This is a genomic window from Geomonas anaerohicana (assembly GCF_016458305.1).
GTDB classification, from domain to species: Bacteria; Desulfobacterota; Desulfuromonadia; order Geobacterales; family Geobacteraceae; genus Geomonas; species Geomonas anaerohicana.
The window spans coordinates 41,335-63,536 of sequence record NZ_JAEMHL010000011.1; the positions used below are offsets into that span (position 1 = coordinate 41,335).

The 22,202-nt window shown below is 56.6% G+C and carries 16 protein-coding genes and 1 pseudogene; 11 read left to right on the forward strand and 6 right to left on the reverse strand.

Features of this window, described 5'->3' with window-relative positions; translation table 11 throughout:
• The first annotated feature begins 102 nt into the window (after positions 1-102).
• From JFN91_RS17745 to JFN91_RS17785, 9 genes are all read left to right on the forward strand, one after another.
• The gene (locus JFN91_RS17745; protein WP_199390500.1) at positions 103-474 is read left to right on the forward strand and encodes a pyridoxamine 5'-phosphate oxidase family protein; all 372 of its coding nucleotides are present in this window, start codon (positions 103-105) and stop codon (positions 472-474) included.
• A 310-nt stretch (positions 475-784) separates the two neighbouring features.
• Positions 785-2,974 carry a catalase/peroxidase HPI gene (katG, locus tag JFN91_RS17750; protein WP_199390501.1) on the forward strand — a complete coding sequence of 730 codons (2,190 nt, stop codon included), beginning with the start codon at positions 785-787 and terminating at the stop codon, positions 2,972-2,974.
• 301 nt (positions 2,975-3,275) lie between these two features.
• Complete coding sequence (locus JFN91_RS17755; RefSeq protein ID WP_199390502.1) at positions 3,276-3,701, forward strand: fasciclin domain-containing protein; 426 nt, start codon at positions 3,276-3,278, stop codon at positions 3,699-3,701.
• A 161-nt stretch (positions 3,702-3,862) separates the two neighbouring features.
• The gene (locus JFN91_RS17760; protein WP_199390503.1) at positions 3,863-5,551 is read left to right on the forward strand and encodes a transporter substrate-binding domain-containing protein; all 1,689 of its coding nucleotides are present in this window, start codon (positions 3,863-3,865) and stop codon (positions 5,549-5,551) included.
• A gap of 2 nt (positions 5,552-5,553) precedes the next feature.
• Entirely contained in the window at positions 5,554-6,975 is a 1,422-nt protein-coding gene (locus JFN91_RS17765) for a sigma-54-dependent transcriptional regulator (RefSeq protein ID WP_199390504.1), read from the forward strand.
• Between the two features lie 376 nt (positions 6,976-7,351).
• Positions 7,352-8,641 carry a dicarboxylate/amino acid:cation symporter gene (locus tag JFN91_RS17770; RefSeq protein ID WP_199390505.1) on the forward strand — a complete coding sequence of 430 codons (1,290 nt, stop codon included), beginning with the start codon at positions 7,352-7,354 and terminating at the stop codon, positions 8,639-8,641.
• Positions 8,642-9,037: 396 nt separating this feature from the next.
• On the forward strand, positions 9,038-9,586 hold the full coding sequence (locus JFN91_RS17775; protein WP_236015234.1) for a PEP-CTERM sorting domain-containing protein: 549 nt from the start codon (positions 9,038-9,040) through the stop codon (positions 9,584-9,586).
• 341 nt (positions 9,587-9,927) lie between these two features.
• Positions 9,928-10,596 (forward strand): hypothetical protein, encoded by a 669-nt coding sequence (locus JFN91_RS17780; RefSeq protein ID WP_199390506.1) that lies wholly within the window; start codon positions 9,928-9,930, stop codon positions 10,594-10,596.
• Between the two features lie 914 nt (positions 10,597-11,510).
• Positions 11,511-13,955, forward strand: a complete 2,445-nt coding sequence (locus tag JFN91_RS17785) for a LytS/YhcK type 5TM receptor domain-containing protein (RefSeq protein WP_236015235.1) — start codon at positions 11,511-11,513, stop codon at positions 13,953-13,955.
• A 763-nt stretch (positions 13,956-14,718) separates the two neighbouring features.
• On the opposite strand, the gene JFN91_RS17790 is transcribed toward JFN91_RS17785, so the two are convergent.
• The gene (locus tag JFN91_RS17790) at positions 14,719-15,219 is read right to left on the reverse strand and encodes a response regulator (RefSeq protein ID WP_199390507.1); all 501 of its coding nucleotides are present in this window, start codon (positions 15,217-15,219) and stop codon (positions 14,719-14,721) included.
• A 769-nt stretch (positions 15,220-15,988) separates the two neighbouring features.
• Between JFN91_RS17790 and JFN91_RS17795 the strand changes: the two genes are divergently transcribed.
• Together JFN91_RS17795 and JFN91_RS17800 are read left to right on the forward strand one after the other, a co-directional pair.
• Entirely contained in the window at positions 15,989-16,168 is a 180-nt protein-coding gene (locus JFN91_RS17795; protein ID WP_129126935.1) for a hypothetical protein, read from the forward strand.
• Between the two features lie 42 nt (positions 16,169-16,210).
• Positions 16,211-16,837: a TMEM175 family protein gene (locus JFN91_RS17800; RefSeq protein ID WP_129126934.1), complete on the forward strand. Its 627-nt coding sequence runs from the start codon at positions 16,211-16,213 to the stop codon at positions 16,835-16,837.
• 307 nt (positions 16,838-17,144) lie between these two features.
• On the opposite strand, the gene JFN91_RS17805 is transcribed toward JFN91_RS17800, so the two are convergent.
• The 5 genes and pseudogenes from JFN91_RS17805 to hslO form a co-directional block, all read right to left on the reverse strand.
• Positions 17,145-18,653 carry a B12-binding domain-containing radical SAM protein gene (locus tag JFN91_RS17805; protein WP_129126933.1) on the reverse strand — a complete coding sequence of 503 codons (1,509 nt, stop codon included), beginning with the start codon at positions 18,651-18,653 and terminating at the stop codon, positions 17,145-17,147.
• Positions 18,654-18,788: 135 nt separating this feature from the next.
• Positions 18,789-19,682 (reverse strand): YihY/virulence factor BrkB family protein, encoded by an 894-nt coding sequence (locus JFN91_RS17810; RefSeq protein WP_129126932.1) that lies wholly within the window; start codon positions 19,680-19,682, stop codon positions 18,789-18,791.
• Positions 19,683-19,695: 13 nt separating this feature from the next.
• Positions 19,696-20,106 carry a response regulator gene (locus JFN91_RS22535; RefSeq protein WP_129126931.1) on the reverse strand — a complete coding sequence of 137 codons (411 nt, stop codon included), beginning with the start codon at positions 20,104-20,106 and terminating at the stop codon, positions 19,696-19,698.
• A 101-nt stretch (positions 20,107-20,207) separates the two neighbouring features.
• Complete coding sequence (locus tag JFN91_RS17820; RefSeq protein WP_129126930.1) at positions 20,208-20,411, reverse strand: hypothetical protein; 204 nt, start codon at positions 20,409-20,411, stop codon at positions 20,208-20,210.
• Positions 20,412-21,321: 910 nt separating this feature from the next.
• Positions 21,322-22,194 (reverse strand): annotated as a pseudogene (gene hslO / locus JFN91_RS17825) (Hsp33 family molecular chaperone HslO); the annotation flags it as partial.
• Positions 22,195-22,202 lie beyond the last annotated feature (8 nt).

Below are 22,202 nucleotides of genomic sequence, written 5' to 3' on the forward strand. Positions count from 1 at the left end.
TTCATTTCTGCCCCTGTTACCGGGGGCAAATTTCATCTACCTTGCAAAAAACTCTTCCAGTCACACCGTTTGGCTGAGCAAGATCACCAACAGGAGGTAGTAATGATCACCGAGAAGCTGCTTGAAATTCTGAAACAGGATGGCGTGGTCGCCATCGCCACACTGGGGCAGGACGGACCGCACCTGGTCAACACCTGGAACAGCTACATCCGCATCTCCGATGCGGGGCGCGTGCTCATCCCGGCCGGCTACATGAACCGGACCGAGGCCAACGTCGCCTTCAACCCCGAAGTGCTGATCACCGTGGGGAGCAGCAAGGTGCAGGGGCTGCACGGGCCCGGCGCAGGGTTTCTCATCAAAGGGAGCGCCGCATTTATAACGTCCGGGCCCGATTTCGAGCTACTCAAATCGAAATTTTCCTGGCTGCGCGCCACCCTCGCCGTCACCCCGCTCTCGGTAACCCAGACCTGGTAGGCCGCCGACCGACGAATATGGCATTGATCCTGATCCTCGCAATGATCGCCGCCGGGATCTACAGTATCGTGTGGAACCTGCAGGCGATCACTAGCGGGCTGAAATAGCCCCCCCTCTCCTGCCCCGCCGCTTGCGGACCGTGCCGGCAGCACCCCTCACCACAATCCCCTCACGCTTCCTGACACTCCAGCAGACCGAATCAACGATCTGCGCTAAGTCAAAACGGCAGGCTTTTAGACAGGACGGCGCGGTGACTGTATATTTAAACGACAACAGTAACTGCGCTCGTCACACTAAGAGGGAGGGGAACATGGAGACAGAGAATAAATGCCCGGTAACGGGCGTAACGAACAGCCCAGAGCTCAAAGGTCGCACCAACCGGGACTGGTGGCCGAACCAGTTGAACCTGAAGTTGCTGCACCAGCACTCACCCCAGTCCAACCCCATGGGTGAGAGCTTCAATTACGCGCAAGAATTCCAGCAGCTCGACCTGGCGGCCCTGAAGCAGGACATCTACGCGTTGATGACCGACTCGCAGCAGTGGTGGCCGGCCGACTACGGTCACTACGGCCCCCTCTTCATACGGATGGCCTGGCACAGCGCGGGTACCTACCGCACCGGAGACGGCCGCGGCGGCGCCGGATCGGGGAACCAGCGCTTTGCCCCCTTGAACAGTTGGCCCGACAACGTAAACCTCGACAAGGCGCGCAGGCTCCTTTGGCCCATCAAGCAAAAATACGGCAGAAAGATCTCCTGGGCCGACCTCATGATTCTCGCCGGGAACTGCGCGCTCGAATCGATGGGATTCAAGACCTTCGGCTTCGCCGGCGGACGCGAGGACGTCTGGGAGCCTGACGAAACCTACTGGGGCACAGAGAGCGAGTGGCTTGGGGACAAGCGCTACAGCGGCGAACGGGACTTGGAAAACCCTCTCGCCGCCGTGCAGATGGGGCTCATCTACGTAAACCCCGAAGGCCCCAACGGCAACCCCGATCCGGTGCTGTCCGGACGTGACGTCCGGGAGACCTTCAAGCGCATGGCCATGAACGACGAAGAGACCGTCGCGCTCATCGCGGGTGGGCACACCTTCGGCAAGTGCCACGGAGCGGGTGATCCGGCGCATGTAGGTCCTGCCCCAGAGGCTGCGGGCATCGAGGAGCAGGGCCTGGGCTGGAAAAACAGCTTCCGCAGCGGCAAGGCCGGTGACACCATCGGCAGCGGGCTGGAGGGGGCGTGGAAGCCGCAGCCGACCAAGTGGGACATGGGGTACCTGAATGTCCTGTTCAAGTACGAGTGGGAGTTGGTGAAGAGCCCGGCGGGTGCGCACCAGTGGATCGCCAAGGACGTGGCCGCGGAGGACATGGTGGCTGATGCCCACGACCCCTCCAAAAAACACCGTCCCATGATGACCACGGCCGACCTCTCCCTTCGCTTCGACCCGATCTACGAGCCTATCGCGCGGCGCTACCAGCAAAACCCGGAGAAGTTCGCGGACGCCTTCGCCAGGGCGTGGTTCAAGCTGACCCATCGCGACATGGGTCCCCGCTTGCGCTACCTCGGCCCCGAGGTCCCGTCCGAGGAACTGGTCTGGCAGGACCCGGTCCCCGCGGTCGATCATCAACTGGTCGACGAACGTGACGTCGCGCAACTCAAGGAGCGGGTCCTCGCCTCCGGGCTGACGATCTCGGAGCTGGTCCTGACCGCCTGGGCTTCGGCAGCCACTTTCCGCGGTACTGACAAGCGCGGCGGGGCGAACGGCGCGCGCATTCGCCTCTACCCGCAGAAAGACTGGGAAGTCAACGAACCCGCCCGGCTGTCGGCGGTAATTAAGACCCTCGAAAAGATTCGGGAACAGTTCAACGGTGCCCCCGGCAAGAAGGTTTCCCTCGCGGACCTGATCGTTCTTGGCGGATGCGCCGCCGTCGAGCAGGCGGCCCGCAACGCCGGCCACGAGCTGAGGGTCCCGTTCACACCAGGACGCACCGATGCGTCTCAGGAGCAGACCGACGTAACCTCGTTCGCAGCCCTCGAACCCGCAGCCGACGGGTTCAGGAACTACCTCAAAGCCCGGTACTCGGTGACCGCCGAGGAGTTGCTGGTCGACAAAGCGCAGTTACTGACGCTTACCGCTCCCGAGATGACGGTCCTGATCGGTGGCCTTCGGGTACTCGAGGCGAACTTCGGACAGCACCGGCACGGCGTATTGACCAAGCGGCCGGGTGCACTTACCAACGATTTCTTCGTCAACCTGCTCGACATGCAAACAGCATGGAAGGCGGCATCGGAGGCCGGTGACGTGTTCGAGGGGCGGGATCGTACCACAGGCGAATTGAAGTGGACCGGCACCCGCGTCGATCTCGTCTTCGGTTCCAACTCGCAGCTCCGGGCTCTGGCCGAGGTGTACGGCTGCCGTGATTCCCAGGAAAAGTTCGTGAGCGACTTCGTTGCCGCCTGGGACAAGGTCATGAATCTCGACCGCTTCGATCTCGCCAGGCCTTGATGCGACGGCGACGGCACCCTCGTGTTCACCCGAGCCGGTGGCCGCAAAAAATTGCGCCGCAAATGAAACGGTTCAGGAATACGCTGAACCGTTTCCTTTTTTAGTCTGCAAGGGCAAGGTTGATGACTGAGGCAGGCACATCTCGAGGGGCTGTTTTCCTCTCATATGACACAATGTTTGTTCTTCCCATCCATTCTGCGCCCCTTCTATAATTAAGGCAGCAGCTGTAGACAGCACGTTTCATCTGACGGTGCTACGACAAGTCCTGACGCCCGTGGGGCTGCCGGGAAGGAGGGAAGACATGAAAGACATCATCGACACACTGAAAGCGGACGGCTCCTTTCAGACCCTGCTCTCGCTGCTGGAGAGCGCCGGGCTGACTGAGAGGCTGCACGGCGCGGGCGCCTTTACCCTGTTCGCTCCCAATGACGAGGCCTTCACACGCGTGAAGGTGGAGGTGATCGCGGCTGACAAGGACAAACTGGCCTCACTCCTCGCCTATCACGTGGTTAAGGGGAGCCACAGTTCGGCGCAGATCGCGCAGAACGATCACCTTTTAACCGAGAGTGGCAAATCGCTCAGTGTCCGTAGCCAAGGGGGCCGCCTCGTAATCGACAACGCGCAATATGTGCAGACAGACATAACCTGCGGCAACGGCTTGATCCAGGTCATCGACAACGTCTTCCTGCCCGAGTTTTCCGGCTGGTACTGCGGCGGCTGCTGCTGACACTTGGTTTTCGCCCTCGTTGATTTCCTCTTGCTAACGCTTGTGCGATGGTAGTACGCTCAACTGCGCCCACAGGTCTGTCAATTCATGTTCAGGCGGGAGTGCAGAGGTGTCTCAGATAGCCTTTACTCCACATTCCCTTTGATTTCGTACGGCACAGCATGACTTACGCCCTCCCATACACCCGCCGTTTCCTGCCGGTTCTGCTGCTGGTTCTGTGTATGCTCACGCCCTGCTCCGGCTGGGCTGCGGCGGCGGGAACCATCGTCGTCGGCGGCGACCACAACTATCCCCCGTACGAGTTCATCGACAAGGACGGCCACCCGGCCGGATTCAACGTCGACCTGACCCGCGCCATCGCCGAGGTGATGGGGATGACGGTGGAGATCCGCCTGGGGCGCTGGGAAGAGATACGGAAGGCGCTGCAGAGGGGCGAGGTGGATATCGTCCAGGGGATGGTCCAGGCGGAGGTTCGGGCGCGGGATTACGACTTCTCGCCACCGCACTCGATCATCAACCAGTCGGTCTTCGCCCGCCGCGGCACCAAGCCGGTCCGGGACCTGGGCGACCTGAAGGGAAAAGAGGTCTTCGTGCAAAACGGCGGCATGATGCACGACTACCTGCTGGAAAAAAACGTGGGCGCCGCCATCTTCCCGGTCGACACCCACATCGACGCGCTGCGCCAGCTAGCCGCCGGCAAGCACGACTACGCCCTAGTCGGCAACCTCCCCGGACTCTACCTGAGCCGCGAATTCGGCCTCTCCAACATCGTCCCGGTGGGCCGGCTCTTCGCCGGTCAGCCGTACTGCTACGCCGTCAAAAAGGGGAACGACCAGATCCTGTCCCAGTTCAGCGAAGGGCTCGCCATCCTGAAGAACACCGGGCGCTATCAGAAGATCCACGACAAGTGGCTCGGCGCGCTGGAGCCGCCTGTCGTATCTTGGCGCAAGATCCTCACCTATGCCGCCATCACGGCGCTGCCGCTTTTGCTGCTGCTGAGCGCCATCGGCTACATCAACCGCAGGCTCGCCAAAGAAGTAGCGCTGCGCACCCAGGAGATGCAGTTGCAGCAGCAGCAACTGATCCAGGCGGACAAGATGGCGTCGCTCGGGGTCCTAGTCTCCGGCATCGCCCACGAGATCAACAACCCGACCGGGCTTTTGCTCTACAACCTGCCGGTATTGAAGAAGATCTTCCGCTCTGCCGAAGAGCACCTGGAACAGCGCTTCCAAAAGGAAGGGGACTTCATGATCGGGGGGCTGCGCTACTCCCAGTTTCGCGAGGACATCCCGCTGCTCATCGACGAGATGCACGACGGCGCCACCCGCATCAAGCGCATCGTAGAGGACCTCAAGGATTTCGCCCGCAAGGACACTTCGCAGATGGACCAGTCGGTCCTTTTGAACGACGTGGTCCGTGCCGCGCTCAGGCTGGTGGACAACTCCATCCGCAAGACCACCGGCAACGTCGTCACCGACCTCGCCGACGGCCTCCCCGCGGTCCGGGGCAACGCGCAACGCATCGAGCAGGTGGTGGTCAACCTGATTCTCAACGCCTGCCAGGCGCTCCCCGACCCGGCCAAGGGGATCTTCCTCACCACCGGCTTTGACGCCGAGCGCAACGAAGTGCTCCTGCTGGTGCGTGACGAGGGGGTCGGCATCGCCAGCGATGACCTGCACCGTATCGCGGACCCCTTCTTCACCACCAAGCGCGAGACCGGCGGCACGGGCCTCGGCCTGTCGGTGTCGGCCTCCATCATCAAGGAACACCAGGGCACCATGGTCTTCGAGTCGCAGCAGGGCGAAGGGACTACGGTACGGGTGGCACTGCCCGCCCTGCAAGGAGCATGAACATGATCGACGCACTGACCCCGGACTTCGAGATCCTCCTGGTGGACGACGAGGAGGCGTGGCTGCGCAGCATCAGCATGACCCTCGCCATGTCCGGGGGCATCAACAACGTGGTGCGCTGCTCCGACAGCAGGAAGGTCTCCGAGCTGCTCCGTTCCCGCCCCATCGGCCTGGTCCTCCTGGACCTGAACATGCCCAACCTCTCCGGACAGGACCTCCTCCCCGCCATCATCGAAGAACACCCGGAGGTCCCGGTGATCGTGCTGAGCGGTCTGAACCAGGTTTCCGTCGCCGTGGAGTGCATGCAGAAAGGTGCTTTCGACTTCTTCGTGAAGACCGTTGAAGAGGAACGCCTGATCCAGGGGATCCACCGCGCCATCCGCATGATCGACCTGCAGCGGGAAAACCGGGAGATGAGATCCCGCATCCTCAGCGACCGGCTGGAAAACGCCGAGGCCTTTGCCGATATCCTCACCGCTGATCGGGCCATGCTCTCCATCTTCCGCTACATCGAGGCGGTGGCCGGCAGCAGCCAGCCCATTCTGATCACCGGCGAAAGCGGCGTCGGCAAGGAACTGGTGGCGCGGGCGGTGCACAAGGTGAGCCGGCGCCCGGGCCAGCTGGTTTCGGTGAACGTGGCGGGACTGGATGACCAGATCTTCAGCGACACGCTCTTCGGCCACACCAGGGGTGCCTTCACCGGCGCGGAGTTGCCGCGTAGCGGCATGATCGAGCGGGCGGCGGACGGGACGCTGTTCCTCGACGAGATCGGGGACCTGGCCATCACCTCGCAGGTGAAACTTTTGCGCCTGTTGCAGGAGGGTGAGTACTTCTCCCTCGGCAGCGATGTGCCAAAACGGATGAATGCGCGCGTGGTGGTGGCCACCCACCACGATTTGGCCGCCAAGCAGGCCGCCGGCGAGTTCCGCAAGGATTTTTACTACCGCCTGTGCGGGCACCACATCCACATCCCGGCCCTGCGCGAGCGCCCGGACGACATCCCGCTCCTCTTCGACCACTTCCTGGAGGAGGCCGCCCGCGACCTCAAGAAGAAGAAACCGACCGTCCCAAAAGAACTGCCGGTTCTGCTTACCAACTATCCCTTTCCCGGCAACGTGCGCGAACTGCGGGCGCTGGTGTACGACGCCATGAGCCGCCACGAGGCGCACATGCTCTCCATGGAAACGTTCAAGAGGGTGCTGGGGAAGGACCAGCACCGCGCCTTGCGGCTCAACGAGCAGGGGGAGCGCAGCGTCTTCGTCCCGACCGAGCCCCTCCCTGCCCTGCACGAAGTTGCCGACCTGCTGGTTGCCGAGGCGATGCGCCGGGCCGAGGGAAACCAGTCCATCGCCTGCCGCCTGATCGGGGTATCCCAACCCGCACTGAGCAAACGCCTCAAAAAGACTGGTGATTCTGCACTGTAATCACCATCACCCAACATAGTTTTACCCTCTCGCGCCGCCTCCGCGGCCGGGAGGGGTTCCGCTCCACCACCCTTCCGGAAAACCCCTATAACCTGCGTCTCCCCTATAACCTGCGACGAAACAGGCTAACCCCTCGTATCCCCACAACAAACCAGCCGCAGGGGCTTGCCTGCCGCCTATAGGTTATACCCCCCCGTGCCTCCCCTACGCCACGCGCATTTCGTTAAGGTCCTGGAATTACGTCAAGGTAAGGCAAGAGAGCAGAATTGGCAGTCCTCTTGCTATCTGGGGGGTACTGCAGGATGTAGAAAACTATTTTATGGGAAGCTGTGAAATTGGGGACAACTATGCAATTCAACCTGAAGGAGAACGCGGCATGAAAAAGAACAAACTCACCCTCTACATCCTGGTGGCGATGATTCTCGGAATCGTCGTCGGCTACTTCTGTAACCTCAATGCACCGGACGCCAAGGCGGCCAAAGTCGTTGCAGGCTACTTCGACATCATCTCGTCGGTCTTTCTGCGCCTGATCAAGATGATCATCGCGCCGCTGGTCTTCGGCACCATCGTCTCCGGCATCGCCGGCAACGGCGACTCCAAGGCGATCGGCCGGATCGGGATCCGCGCCATGGGCTGGTTCCTGTGTGCCTCGGTGATCTCCCTGGTGCTGGGCATGGTGTTCGTCAACCTGTTCCAGCCCGGCGTGGGCACCTCGCTCCCCGCCCCGGCTACCGGCGCCACCACCAACCTTAACGTCGCCGCCCTCAACTTCAAGGATTTCGTCACCAACATCTTCCCGACCAGCTTCCTCGATGCCATGGCGAAGAACTCCATCCTGCAGATCCTGATTTTCTCCGTTTTCTTCGGGTTCGCCATCGCCTCGTTCAAAGACGACGCCACCAAGACCGTGGTCGCCTTCGTCAAGGAACTGGTGCACATCATGCTGAAGGTGACCGACTACGTCATGCAATTCGCCCCGGTAGGCGTCTTCGCCGCCATGGCGTCCTGCATTACCGTGCAGGGTCTCGGCGTGCTGACCACCTACGGCAAGTTCATCGGCAGCTTCTATATCGGCTTGATCGTGCTTTGGGCCGTGCTGATCGGCGCCGGCTATCTGTTCCTGCGTAACTCCACCTGGACCCTGCTCAAGCTGATCCGCGAGCCGATGCTGATCGCCTTCTCCACCGCCAGCAGCGAGGCGGCCTATCCGCAGACCCTGGAGTCCCTGGAGCGCTTCGGCGTGAAGGAGAAGGTCTCCGGTTTCGTGCTGCCGCTCGGCTACTCCTTCAACCTGGACGGCTCCATGATGTACCAGGCCTTCGCCGTCATCTTCATCGCGCAGGTCTACAACATCGAACTTTCCATCTCCAAGCAGATCGCCCTGCTGCTGGTGATGATGCTGACCAGTAAGGGTATGGCCGGCGTGGCCCGCGCCTCGCTGGTGGTCGTTGCCGCCACCCTCCCCATGTTCAACCTTCCCGAGGCGGGTCTGCTGCTCATCATGGGCATCGACCAGTTCCTCGACATGGGCCGTACCGCGACCAACGTGATCGGCAACAGCATCGCCACCGCAGTAGTCGCCAAGTGGGAAGGCGACCTGGGGGCTGAGCCGGAGGCCGAGGAGGACGAAGAACTGGTCCTCGCCGCGGTGCCGGTGCAGGATTAGCAACAGGCGGTGCCTTGCAGCGCCGCGCTCCTCGCCGTGAAGATCCTGCCCCGCCGCGAGCGACCGGAGCGGAGTGTGAGGAGTCTGAGGTTAGATAGATAGGTAAGTTGAGCAGATGACGGCGTCCCCCCAAAGGGGACGCCGTCATTGTTTGGAGAACATCGGTCGAGGACACCGGCCCAGGCGTACGATGCAAGCCATCAACCCGTGCGCTGCTGGCGCTTCCCTACGTCTTTACACCTGTCGCATATCTTTACACGACTTGATTTCCTATACCGCCAAAAGTTAGGCAACTGGGGCACTGCCTCCTCATAACTGCCCGACATTCCTAGATCGGCACGTTAGTTGCGATACCCACGAACGTTGGGAAAAATCACCATAAGGGAGGGCACGAGAATGAGAGCGATTTGGGCAGGAATTCTTACCGCCACGCTGATGCTCGGCGCGACCGGGATCGCCGGGGCAACCGTCTACACGAGCACCACCGACCTGGACCGGATCCTGTTCGGCACCGGCAAGATCTCCTGGCAGCAGGATATGCCGGGGGACTTCACGATGCCGTACGACACCGTCAACAGTGCCAAGCTGACGATCTATTCGAACTTCGTGAACGGCGGCAACGACTACGTGCAGGTCGAAAGCAACTTCGTGGGGACGCTCAAAAACGACACAGGCTGGGTCTGGTTCTGGAATCCAATGGAATCCACCAAGTTCGACGTCAGTTCGAGCATCTCCTCGCCCTGGGAGCAGGGTCAGTCCCTCGACGTCTCCCTCTTCTACAAGGAAAGCAGCTGTCTTGATTTTCTCTACCTGGACAAGTCTGTGCTGTGCCTCAACTATAACAACCAGACCGCCCCGGTCCCCGAGCCCGGCACCATGCTTCTCATGGGTGTAGGGCTGGCCGGAATCGCGGTGTACGGAAAACGCCGTAGAAACGAGGCATGACCTGCCGTTCGACCACTGCGGGATCAAGGGGCTTTACACAGAGTGTAAAGCCCCTTTTACATGAACCTGATAATAGCGGTGCTCCTTACGGAAAGCCGTGCGGCTCAGATACGATCCCAAGACGGCAGCGCGAGAACTTGAGTGGTATTTCGCCGCAACCAGGCTTGAGGAACACACCAGAGGAGTCTATATACCACCACGGCAATCTCATTCCGTTGCAAGGTTCCCATCTGCCGCAGAGGTGGCGCCCTTAGGGAAAATTCGCAAGGAGGACTGGACAATTGGATTAAAGGCCACTAAGCTTTTGGCGTGCTTTTATCGCGCTTTAAGGAGGTGCCACGATGCCGGTCATTCCGGAACTTTTAGCAGCACATTACCAAGACCTCGCGATCAACGAATTCATTGCCTTCATGCTATTCCATGCGGAGAGGATGGACGCACATGCGGTCATCAAGGAGGGCGCGCCCGAATATTTTTCGGACGGGCAAAGACTGAGGGAGATAGCGGCGAACCTGCGGCAGTTGCGGGACTCAGCCGCCACCGGAAACCGGGAGGCGAAAGCGAAGAAACTGGAAGTGTGGGAGGAGGGAAAGCTGGCGGTTGCCATGAACGTTCAGCACATCACCATGCTCTCCTTGCACCGCAAAGACCCTACCATTCTGCAGGAAACCGGACTGGAACTGAAGCAAAAGCAGCATATCATGAAAACGTCGCTCAACCTGTTGACGGAGATTCCGGTGGTTACCGTTAAACATGTAAAGTCCCCATCAGGACCAGTCCCCGGTGCCGTTACGGTCATCATAACTCGTCCGAAGAATGCCCCGTGCGAACTGCAGATGAGTACCGATCCTTCCAACGAGGGTTCGTGGGGCGGTCAGGGAATTCACCAAAAAGTCCGGATTCAGTACCAGGGGCTTGAACCCGCAAGCCGGGTTTACTTCAGGGCCAGGCTTCACGTCGACGGCAAAACCGGTCCCTGGTCACAGGTCGCAACCATCATAGTTCTTTAACCCCGCACAGGCACAAAAACGACAAAGGCGGTTTCATTGTGCAATGAAGCCGCCTTTTGTTGCGGTTCTATCCGAAGTAGCAGAGACTCCCGACGAAATGCATCCACTTTTTTGCAAAGTGGTAGCGATTCTGGCCCAAGCGGTCCCGTTCTGATCAAAGTAGTAGCGACTCCCGCCGAAATGGATACCGTTCTGTCCAAAGTAGAAGCAATTCCTGCCTAAACCCATCCCCTTTTTTGCAAAGTAGAAGCGTTTCGGGTCCAAACGGATCCCGTTCCTAGCAAAGCAGTAGTGATTCCCGCCGAAATGGATCCGGTTCTTGTAAAAGTAGAAGTGATTCCGGCTTAAACGGATCCGGTTTAGACAGAACCGTATCAGTTTCGGAAAAAGTCCCCCACCTTCTTCGAAAAAAGTCGCGACCTCTGGCAAAACTATTTCCGAATTGGTCCAATCCGGATCCTTTTTTCCGAAAGCGGATGCACTCTCAATTGCTATGGTTCTCCAAGTCTTGATTCCCCCTCCACACCCGGCAAAACGGATTCCTTATTCACCGAAAAATTTCCAAATGATTTTAAAACGTCGCGGTTCTTCGATGATTCATTCCCGATTTGAACCGATCTGGAAGCGGTTTACACCAGACGGTTCCAGTTTGTGCAGAAACACCTTCAGTTCCACTGCAAACGGACCAGTTCACAAAGAGTTGGGCCTCAGAAAACGAGAAGGGCGCCAGGTTCTAAACCGAGCGGCTCGCGTTGCTCCTTTCAGCTTCAGGACGTTGACAAATATCATAACAACGCTAAAACTTTGGGGGAATCTCTTGTCCGAGAAATTGTCGTTTCACTCCTAGAGCATCAATGTACTGACGTGAGGGCACGTTGAATACGTTCACAGGGTTTTTAAACAATGCGGCATTGATGCTCATTCTCTGCATTGTCTATGACACGTTCAGCATCTATGCGATCTCCGACAAAAGACTGCGGGAAGCTCTGACCGGGGTTCTGGTGGGGCTTATCTGCATCGCTGTCATGCTGAACCCATGGTCACTGGAAAAGGGTTTGTATTTCGACACCAGGTGGGTTTTACTGAGCCTGTGCGGTCTTTTTTTCGGCCCCATTCCCACGGCGATAGCGGTCGCAATGGCCGGAGCGTTCCGGCTCTACCAAGGGGGGCCGGGTGGAATCGTCGGAACGGTGGTCATTGTGGTCACCGCCCTGGTTGGGTTGGCCGGATCAAAGTGGAGGGACAAGCAGGGCAAGTCTCCCACCTGGATACAGTTGTACGTCTTCGGCGTCATCGTTCAGGTCGCCATGCTCTCCTGCATGTTCCTTTTCCCTGCCGCGATGCGCAACGCCATCCTGAAGAAGATCGCCCTGCCAATCCTCCTCATCTACCCCATCCTCACAACCATCATCGGCCTCATCTTGAAAAAGCAGGAAGATCGCCGCACGGCGGACAGCAGACTGCTCTACTCTAACGCGCTGGCAACGGCCGCCCTGGAATCCGCCCGCGACGGCATCCTCATCGTGAACCTGGAGGGGAAGGCGACCCGCTGGAACCAGAGATTTGTCGAACAGTGGAAGGTACCGCAGCATCTGCTTGATATGACGGACAACAAGTTGTTGCTGGCCCATGCCTCCTCCCAGATGGCCAACCCAGAGGAATTCCTGAGATTGGTCACGGAACTGTACGACCATCCGGAAAAATCGAGTACCGACACGCTCTACCTGGCCGACGGCCGGATCCTGGAGCGGTACACCCAGCCCCAGAAGGTGGGCAACGAAATCGTGGGACGCTTCTGGTCCTTCAACGACATCACCGAGCAGAGAAACGCTGCGGAATCGTTACAGATGATGCGTTTTTGCGTCGACCACGCGGGCGACAGCATGTTCTGGGTCACCAGCGAGGGGCGGATCCTCTATGTCAACGATGCGGCCTGCGCGGGACTCGGCTACTCCCGCGAGGAGTTGCTTAGCATGAGTATTTTTGATTTCGACCCGGATTTCCCCCCTTCCGTGTGGTGCAAACATTTCGAGGAGCTCAGGCGGCGGGGCAACATCATCCTGGAAACCCGCCACCGCGCCAAGGATGGGCGGGTATTCCCTATCGAAGTCAACGCCAACTACGTTCATTTCGGCAGCCATGAGTTCAATTTTGCCTTCACCAGGGACATAACAGAACGCAAGCGCACCATCGAGGAGAGGCTCAAACTTGAACAGCAGCTTCTACATGCCCAGAAGCTGGAAAGCCTCGGGGTGCTGGCCGGTGGGATCGCTCACGACTTCAACAACATCCTTACCTCGATCATCGGCAACGCAGACCTCGCCCTGATGCGCATCAACCCGGAGTCCCCCGTCATTGACAACCTGCACAACATCGAAAAAGCCTCCGCCCGTGCCGCCGATCTCGCCAAGCAGATGCTGGCGTATTCGGGCAAGGGCAAATTCGTCATCGGCAATCATGACATCAACGATCTGCTGGAGGAAATGCTGCACATCCTCGAGGTTTCCATTTCGAAAAAGGCTGCGTTGCGCCTCAACCTCAACCGCCCCTTGCCCACGGTCGAGGCGGATGCCACCCAGATCCGCCAGGTCATCATGAATTTAGTGATCAACGCCTCGGAAGCCATAGGCGACAAGAGCGGCGTGATCGCCATCACGAGCGGCTGCATGGAATGCGACCACAGTTACCTGAGAAATGTCTGGCCTGACGAAAACATAAAGGATGGGCCTTACGTGTTCATAGAAATAACCGACACCGGGTCCGGCATGAGCAAGGAAACGCTCGCCAAGCTGTTCGATCCTTTCTTTACGACCAAATTCACCGGCAGGGGCCTGGGCATGGCGGCAGTGCTCGGCATCGTCCGCGGACACAGGGGTGCCATCCAGGTGTACAGTGAGCCCGGCAAGGGGAGCACGTTCAAGATTCTGCTTCCCGCAAGCGACAAACCGGCCGAGAGCTTCGATCCGGGCACCAAGGTCGATCATGGCAAAGGAAGCGGCACCGTGCTTTTGGTGGACGACGAAGAGACAGTTCGGGCCATTGGATCGGAAATGCTCAAGGAGATGGGCTTTGATGTCGTGACAGCCAACGACGGACTGGAGGCGATAGAAGTGTACCGGGCGCGCCCCGACATCGCCTTTGTGATCCTCGATCTCACCATGCCGCAGATGGATGGCGAGCAATGCTTCCGGGAGCTACGGGCGCTGGATCCGAACGTGAAGGTGATCATGAGTAGTGGATTCGGCGAATTGGAAGTGACGCAGAAGTTCGTTGGCAAGGGGCTGGCTGGCTTCATCCAGAAGCCGTACAAGTGGGCGGCTTTGCGCGAAAGCATTGTCGCATTAGGATGCGAGAAGTAATGCGGATGTCTGCCGTCTTTGCCACGTCGCAGGGTACGTATTGAGGTGATAGAAAGAAGCCAATACTTTATTCGCTTTGGACCAGATCGACGTTGATGAATACCGGGTAGGATTCGAAAACGGCTCCGTCTCTACTCAGTTCGACGAGCACCTGAACCTTTGTACCTTGCATTAAGTTGGATCGGGAATTCTTCCTGCGCACGGGGCCGTCACCATGTCGGAAAACATGATAGGTCGGGCCATTGGGTTGGAACAGGGGAAAATGCGCCTGACAGACGCAAAAAGGGATCTGCAGAAGCCTGCAGATCCCTGAATTTGTTTGGTTGCGGGGATAGGATTTGAACCTATGACCTTCGGGTTATGAGAGCAACCAAGCCCCCTGAACCCACTTCAAGAAAATCAGCAACTTGCTAAAATAACGGACGGTTGAAAACCCGTAGACGAATACTCATGTATCACATGTTACCCATGTTTGCAAGACTTTAGGGTACAACAAAGGGTACAGAGAAGGTTTGCATCGAATGTCAACAAAATGACTGGACACGGGGTTCGAACCAGTTGGCTTGTGGCGCAACCGCGACTATAAAAAACAACAAAACCTATAAAATCAGACCATTAGCACTGCTCCGCCTTGCGGTTTCCGTCCGACGAAATGCATGGAGTCGAAGCAAGGTCCAGCACAACCTGCGAAAGTGTTGCGAAAGGTAAACTATTTGCGCGATGGCGGTTCCGGGGGGGGCGCCCAAGCGCGCCGTTGCTGTCGTCAAGTGAACCTTTCGCCCAATTTCCCTTGACTTTTTGTCGACACTCGTCGGCCGGCCTCATCCACCTCAGGCACTTCACAGATCAGCCAGAAAGCGGCGATTGCCTTTAGGAATTCAATCAATTCCTTGGGGTCCTGCGGTTTGACAATATAGGCGCTGGCTCCAAGCATGTAAGCTCTTTTTATGTCATCCGAGTCATTTGACGATGAAAGTACGATGGTGGGAATGATTGCAGAGTCTGGCGTACTTTGCAGAAAGGCGAGAATCGAAAACCCGTCACCGGGAAACATTTTCAAGTCAGTGAGAAGGAATGATGGGTACTGATAGTTTGAACGGTCGTCGAACACTCCTTCACCTTTAAGGTATGCAATTGCTTCTTCTCCGCATGTCACTAGTCGAAGCTCTGCCTTTACAAGGCTGGCCTTGAAAGCTCGTTCCATCAGCAGCCGATCATTTGGGTCGTCATCAGCCACGAGAATAGTGTACTTTTTGTGCAACATAGGCCGGTTTTCCACTCAAAATAGGCATGGAATGCGGACCAGCGACCGGGGCAAGTTTGCAGGAGCATTCATCGGCTCACCCCGATCAATATGGATTGCCCGCATACAAGAGTTGTTGAAAGTAAAGTCTGTGTCAGTCGGGCAGTGCGTGAGCTTGAGTTACGGTCAGATTATAACAGTCAAAGTGCATTTTGTACAAAACTAGCTTAGCTTATGCGGCGGAGGGGAAAGGAAGTTCTGAGTCGTTCGGTGCTTACCATCTCCCATCCGAGCTTTGCCATTTCATCCAGGTGACCCTGCAAATCAAGGGCAAGGAGATCATTTGCCGGGTAATGTTTGGTGGTGAACGTATAGGTCTTTGCCATTTTTGAAAATCCTCGACCGGCGGGATAATTGCAGCCCTCGAAGGTGTCGAAACCTCGGCCCGAAGAACCGACCTGTAGGTGGTTTCATCTTTTCGTTTTGACAAGAGATTTTGGTGAGAATGGTCACTTCCCCTTTCCTTCAGTGGCTCATGCCCCTGGGGAAGGTTGCGCTGGCTTCGATTTTCGGGGCAGCGAGCAATGCTTTTCTATCCGCTTACCGCTCTTGTTCCGTATTTGTTAATTGTAACACGTTTCATGGCAGTTATAATGATGACAACACGAGTCGGTAAAACAGCGGGTTGTATCTCCGAATGAAGGCCAGGAATCGATCACCTTACCGACTCTCTGTCAGAGAACCTGAAAGCTGGAGAAGCGGCTTCGATATAAAAAGGGAGGCTAGTGATATGACCAGGATTGAGTTGACTGAAAAAGAGGCGGGCATTCTGATCGAAATACTCGAGTCATCCCTCTCCAACCTAAAAACTGAGAGAGTAGGCACCGACAACCGGGCATGGCACTTAGGACTTTTGGAACGTGAAGAATTCGTGAGTAATCTCCTGTCCCGGCTGAGAAGCAAGCCCTGAGCGATTGCTCCAGTGGCAACGTCTTGCCGGCAGCAGAGAGCCATGGTCAAGAGCTTTGCAAGAAAGGAAACAGGACGCATTGAGGCGTTCAGCGACGGGGTTTTCGCCATCGCCATAACACTGCTGGTCTTGACCATCAAAGTGCCAAATGCTTCGGAACTCGGTGCCGATCAGAGCCTGAGTTCTGCCTTGCTGGCGCTGTGGCCCCACTACCTTGCCTTCGTGACGAGCTTTGTCACGGTCCTCGCCAAGTGGGTGAACCATCACCGGATTTTCACCTTCGTCCAGAGAAGCGATCACACGTTCCTGTACTTGAACGGTTTGGTGCTGTTGCTGGTCACCTTCCTGCCGTTTCCGACCGCCTTGGTGGCGGAATACCTTCTTCACCCTGAAGCGAAGGTTGCCGGTGCGGTCTTTTCCGGCACCTTCTTCGGGATAGCAATAGCATTCAAGGGGTTGTGGCACTACGCCTCAAAAAATGGAAGGTTGCTCGGGGGGGGGCGAAGCGTGGACCCTCAGCACATTGATCAGATCACCAGACAATTCAGCTTCGGGCCGTTCATGTATCTTGCCGCGTTCGCTGTTTCTTTCGTGTCGGCAGGGTTGAGCGTTGTTTTCTGCCTCTCCCTGGCGGTAATCGTCGGTTTCAAAGGCTGGCCACGGAAGTAGCAAGCCTACACCCGCCTGGTGTTCCAGCCTCCAATCGATGACCATGCAAGATAAGCAGCGAGCGGTTTCCCACTCTCATTGCAGCTGAGTTCCAGCTTGAGGTGGTTAGGGAACGGCATAATATCGAGTTCCGATTCGGAGCTGAAAGCCAAGGCGTTTTGTGCGCAAAGAACGATCTCACCGAGGATCGAAACTTAATCCAAGGAAAGCGAAACGTCTCGGCTCCGTCACGCGCGATCATGAGGTGCGCCATGTGGCTCGAACTGCATCAGCCGACGCGTCCCCGCGTGCTCCCAGGATCCTTGCCTTAGCGGCACTCATCGGTGGGTGGGGAGCAGATCTGGTCGGAAACGGTACGGAAATGAAAACCATAGATTGCCAGCGTTATGGTCAACGGGAGTAGTCGTGGTTTCCTGAGGAGCGTCCAGAAAAAAACCTTCCAATAGTGCAGCCGCTCCTTACCCAGAATCCCCAGAAAAAGCACGGATCGGAAAAATGCCCTGACATCACGCCACTGTAGCGTGGAAAACAGGGATGGTCCCGAAAGCCGGTACTCTTTCAGAAAAGTCATCATGCGATCGTAGAAATAATCCGGCGAATAAATGGTCCTCACCAGTCGCTGATAACCTGCTATCAGCACCTGTGGGCTCATCTTCGGGGTAAAAGTGAGGGCGGTATCGGTGTTGTTGCCATTGGCAGTACTGATGATCCTTCCCTCGCTGGCGAGCCGGCTATGCAACTTGGTACCACGCAGGACCATCAGTATTCCCACCATGGCCGTAACGATGCCGCTTTTCTGTATGAAGTGGAGCTGTTTGTCGAAGATTTCAGGTGAGTCACTGTCGAAACCCACGATGAAGCCTCCCTGCACCTGAAGCCCCGCCTGTTGGATATAGCGCACCGAGGCTAGGAGATCGCGGTTGTGGTTCTGCAGTTTGCCCGTTTCCCTCAGAGAATCCGGTTCCGGGCTTTCGATGCCGATGAAGACCTCCTGAAAACCGGCGGTGACCATCAATTCGAGGAGACGCGGGTCGTCCGCAAGATTGATGGAAGCCTCGGTATAGAAGAAGAACGGGTATCCATGCGCCTTCATCCAGGAAATCATCGCCGGAAGAACTTCATTTATCAGCTTTCGTTTATCGCCAATGAAGTTGTCGTCAACGAAGAAAACCCCTCCGCGCCACCCCCTGGAGTAGAGCGCATCGAGCTCGGCTATGACCTGTTCCGGAGTTTTGGTTCTCGGGTTGTGACCGAACAGTGCAGTGATGTCGCAAAACTCGCAATCGAAAGGACATCCCCGGGAATACTGTACATTCATGGAGGCGTACTTGTGCATGTCGATCAGCGCCCATCGCGGGATCGGCGTGCGAGCAATGTCGGGGCGGTTGCCGGGGAGGTAAATCCGCTGCTGGCTTTTTTTTTCGAGGTCTTCCAGAAAACGCGGCAATGTGACCTCGGCCTCACCGAGCACCAAATGGTCCACCTCGGGAAACTCATCATGGCATGTCGAGAAAAGCGGGCCTCCCCCGACGGTCTTGATCCTTAGAGAGCTGCATCGGCTCAAGACTTCCCTTACGGACTCCCTCTGGACCGTCATGGCACCGAGAAATACGTAATCGGCCCACTGCAGGTCATTATCAGAAAGCCGCTCGACGTTAAGATCGATCAGCCTCACTTCCCAGCTGTCAGGGGTAAGCGCCGCAACAGTAAGAAGACCCAGGGGAGGAAACGCGGCTTTTTTCCCGATAAACGGCATTGCATAGCTGAAACTCCAATAGGTATCTGGGTACTTAGGGTAGACGAGCAGAACCTTCATTTTCCCCTCCGAGAGCCTGCCATATTTCAGCCAGTGCTTATCAAACCCAGAACTCAGAGCAACCAGTGTTGCCGTCCAGTCGGTTCCGCAGTCCCGGTGGACGTGGGCAACAAAAGAGGTGTAAATGTGTCTAGATCATGTCTCAAATTCTGGTGGTACTTCTCCGGCCGATGCGTCGGATTTGCGTTCAAGTTCGGCAATAACCTGTGCTCCCAACAGCAGAATCAGCGCAACAGCCTCCATACTGAGAAGGGCCACCACCGTTAGGGCTATGGAGCCGTATATGATGTTTACCATGGATATAGAGGCGTAATACCAGACCAACACCCGTCGAGTGATCTCCCATAAAATGGCCGTGATTAGCCCGCCGATTATCGCGTGACGAAACCTGACCCGCACCATGGGCATGACCAGATAGAGGGCGGTGAGTAAAAGCACCTCGCCAACGATCCCCAGGATGTACAAAACCACAACGGCGGTTCCTCCAAGGTTAAAATTCCTGCCAAGTATCTCAAGATGCCTGCTTTCCAGGGTCTCGATGGCGCCAACAATATACGACACGAGCACGATACCCAGTCCCATCAGGAAAATGAACAGGTAGGGAATAATAACGGAAATGATGACGTTACGACGCTTAATCCTGACACTTTGGGAAAAAATCACCGACATGGCGTTTCTAAACATGGAAAAGGCAAGGGAGCTGAAAAACAACATGACGGTGAAACCGACCATGCCGATTACCTTGCGGTCCTTAAGGAAAATCCGCACCTGTTCGGTCAAAGTCGCCGCGTAACCGGGGATTACCATTTCAAGGTACGTTGCCATGGTGTGAATCAACCGCTGCTCTTCGATAAAATGCGTCAGCACAACGAGGGCGAGTATAGACATGGGGACAATCGACAACAACGTATAGTAGGCGACGGCGCCGGATAACAGGAGCCCCTGGTTACGTTGGAAACTGCGCAGTACCTGCAGCAGGAACACGAAGGCAAGGTTGAGGAATACACATAAATGCTGTCGTTTGTTCATAGTAGGGATAAGATCAAGTGCCTGAACGCGATCTTCCTAAACGCTCTCTTTCCACCTCAACTATCTTATCATTGACCAAAGTGATCAGTTCCTCGATGTTTATCGGTTTGCCAATTATGTAAGAGTTTTCTATACCGGACATCCTGTCTAACTCATCCTTTTGGCCGGAGCTAGTCATTATAATAATCTTAATCGGGTTGTTCTCGATTCTTCTGATACTGTCAAGCATGTCATTGCTGCTGGTAGGTTGCATCGATGTTGCGGTAATGACTATATCTATTCTGAGTGTTTTACATAATTCAAGCGCAGATTCGAATTTAGAGGTAGCATGTATGACTGCATTTGGTATACGAAAGGAAATGAGACGACAAATCAGATCCCTTGTTATTTCATCATTATCGACGATCAGTATTGATGTTATCATTTGTCGGCACCTTCCACTGGTACTACATGCGATATAAAATTAACTATCAATATTTATGTGAAAGTATAGTATAGGCTAATATAATTTTACACGGAATCGTCTCATCGCTCATGTTCCCTACCAAGAGATTGCTTCTCTAGATTGGTTAAAATTGCTGCAAACATCTGAGTCACTAAATCTTTTGAATCGCCGGATTCGCTAGATTGAGGGTCGCCTTTAGCCGTAATGGCCGCATCTCTGATCGTTGCAGCTACGGTTAAGTTTGAAGCTATTATCATCTTTGCTTCTTGTGAAAGTTCAAACATTGAGAATCTCCTTTGACAATGTTAGCAGAATGATACGTGTAGTTACTTTCTTAGAATCACTCTCAGGCGCTGCCGCACGTGGCGCCCCGGAACTTGTGATGGGCAGTACGCCCAGAATTGCCATGGTCGCAGCACCGTTCCCGGGAAACAGGTATGGCTCATCAGGTGAACCTTTCCCCAAGTTTGCCACGGCTGTGCGAATATACGTTTGCCGGCGGTGTCCACATCCACTTCGCAAACCAACCGGTTGGCATAATGCCCCCCTTGCGGTATGCGGTAACTTCATCTCTGCAAGTCACCATCAGGAACTCGGCTTTCAAATCACTGCCGATGTAGCCTGTTTAAACTAAGATTCCCCAAAGTGCTACCGCTACACAATAGTAACTGACGCTCAGATTATAGCTACCAGAGGCTTATTATCAATTCGCCGGCGGAAACCACTGTGGAGCGGTTTCGAATTTTGATGATCATCCGAAATCCGTCTCCCCGTTTTTTGGGGGCAATGGAGGGCACGTTGAAAAACCTTTAAGCCGCCGACGGCACTCATTTCTATCAGATTATTTCACGTCCCGAATCCCGGTGAGTATTCTCCTCCGGTCGTCGGGGAGTTCGTACCGTTGCGAGGTCTCATTTACGGGCAGCGTCTAGCGTCTCCTCTTCCTACAGGGCCGTTGCCAAGGTATCTAGGCTCAGGGTTCATTGGCCGCGAGAATACGCCCACCGCCGACATCCCCTGGTCACATGGGCAGAGAATGTCGATACGGCAAGGAACGAGATAGTATCTCGTGACCGTCCACGGTCGCATCGAAAGCAATCAGGTTTTTTTGTTGATCTCTAAAGTTCTCCGAATATCCAGCACAGCGGTTTTCCCCGACTCGTCGCTTGGTGCGGGGGGGGGCGCGACAGGCTCCGACAGTGCATCAACGAGGCTTCCCATCTCTTCCTGGCTGAAGTTCCGAACCTCCCTGCAGAAGGCGCAGGTAACCGTCCCCCCGCCCTCGCGATCAGCCATCGCCCGAAGGGCGTCCTTTCCCTGAGTCAAAAGCGCCTGCTCACATTTTTCCCTGCTACAGGTGCACTGGAAGGAGATCACGCGTTTTTCAAAGGTCTCGAAAGGGATCCCGACGAAGAGGACGTCCAGCAGCTGTTCTGGGGTGCCGCCGCGACAAAAGTGGTCTGAGAGCGAGGAGAGGTTACCGATTCGTTCCCAGAGAAGATGGATGGCCGTCTCGTCCTGGGGGGGGAGCGACTGTATCAGAAATCCGCCCGCCGCGCCGACCGTGCCGTCCTGTTCCACGAAGACGTCGAGCCTGACTGCAGAGGGGACCTGTTCCGATTCGGTGAGGTACATCGCCAGATCTTCGCCAATTTCACTGGAGGTGAGCCGTACCGTCCCCTGGTAAGGCTGCTTCAACCGCAGGTCCTTGGTGACGGTAAGCAGCCCGGTACGGCCAAGAGCGCCGGCCACGTCTGGCCTTCCATCGAGTAGAGGAAGGTCCACGGCCGGGTTGCCGACGGTACCTGCCACGGCTCCGGTGCTCAGGGCCTCGATGAGAATCTTGCCGAGGGGGCCGTTCCCTTCGAACTTCAGTGCCACCCGCTGGTCGGTCTTAAGGAGCGCCCCCATGAGCGCCCCTCCGGTTAGCGCCCGTCCCAGGGCCGCCGTGGCCGTGGGGAGCGTGCCGTGCCTCCTTGCAGCCTCAGCCACTACCCCTGTCGAGACGCAGGCCAGTCCCCGGAAGGTTCCCGCTTTAGTAAGAATGCGTACTAGATAGTCATCCATGTATCACT

Coding starts and splice junctions, on each gene's coding strand:
- JFN91_RS17805 (WP_129126933.1), bottom strand. CDS start 18,653: ATGAAGGTTCTGCTCGTCTACCCTAAGTACCCAGATACCTATTGGAGT.
- JFN91_RS17755 (WP_199390502.1), top strand. CDS start 3,276: ATGAAAGACATCATCGACACACTGAAAGCGGACGGCTCCTTTCAGACC.
- JFN91_RS17770 (WP_199390505.1), top strand. CDS start 7,352: ATGAAAAAGAACAAACTCACCCTCTACATCCTGGTGGCGATGATTCTC.
- katG (WP_199390501.1), top strand. CDS start 785: ATGGAGACAGAGAATAAATGCCCGGTAACGGGCGTAACGAACAGCCCA.
- JFN91_RS17790 (WP_199390507.1), bottom strand. CDS start 15,219: ATGTTGCACAAAAAGTACACTATTCTCGTGGCTGATGACGACCCAAAT.
- JFN91_RS17760 (WP_199390503.1), top strand. CDS start 3,863: ATGACTTACGCCCTCCCATACACCCGCCGTTTCCTGCCGGTTCTGCTG.
- JFN91_RS17810 (WP_129126932.1), bottom strand. CDS start 19,682: ATGAACAAACGACAGCATTTATGTGTATTCCTCAACCTTGCCTTCGTG.
- JFN91_RS17765 (WP_199390504.1), top strand. CDS start 5,554: ATGATCGACGCACTGACCCCGGACTTCGAGATCCTCCTGGTGGACGAC.
- JFN91_RS17820 (WP_129126930.1), bottom strand. CDS start 20,411: ATGTTTGAACTTTCACAAGAAGCAAAGATGATAATAGCTTCAAACTTA.
- JFN91_RS17775 (WP_236015234.1), top strand. CDS start 9,038: ATGAGAGCGATTTGGGCAGGAATTCTTACCGCCACGCTGATGCTCGGC.
- JFN91_RS17780 (WP_199390506.1), top strand. CDS start 9,928: ATGCCGGTCATTCCGGAACTTTTAGCAGCACATTACCAAGACCTCGCG.
- JFN91_RS17795 (WP_129126935.1), top strand. CDS start 15,989: ATGACCAGGATTGAGTTGACTGAAAAAGAGGCGGGCATTCTGATCGAA.
- JFN91_RS17785 (WP_236015235.1), top strand. CDS start 11,511: ATGCTCATTCTCTGCATTGTCTATGACACGTTCAGCATCTATGCGATC.
- JFN91_RS17800 (WP_129126934.1), top strand. CDS start 16,211: ATGGTCAAGAGCTTTGCAAGAAAGGAAACAGGACGCATTGAGGCGTTC.
- JFN91_RS22535 (WP_129126931.1), bottom strand. CDS start 20,106: ATGATAACATCAATACTGATCGTCGATAATGATGAAATAACAAGGGAT.
- JFN91_RS17745 (WP_199390500.1), top strand. CDS start 103: ATGATCACCGAGAAGCTGCTTGAAATTCTGAAACAGGATGGCGTGGTC.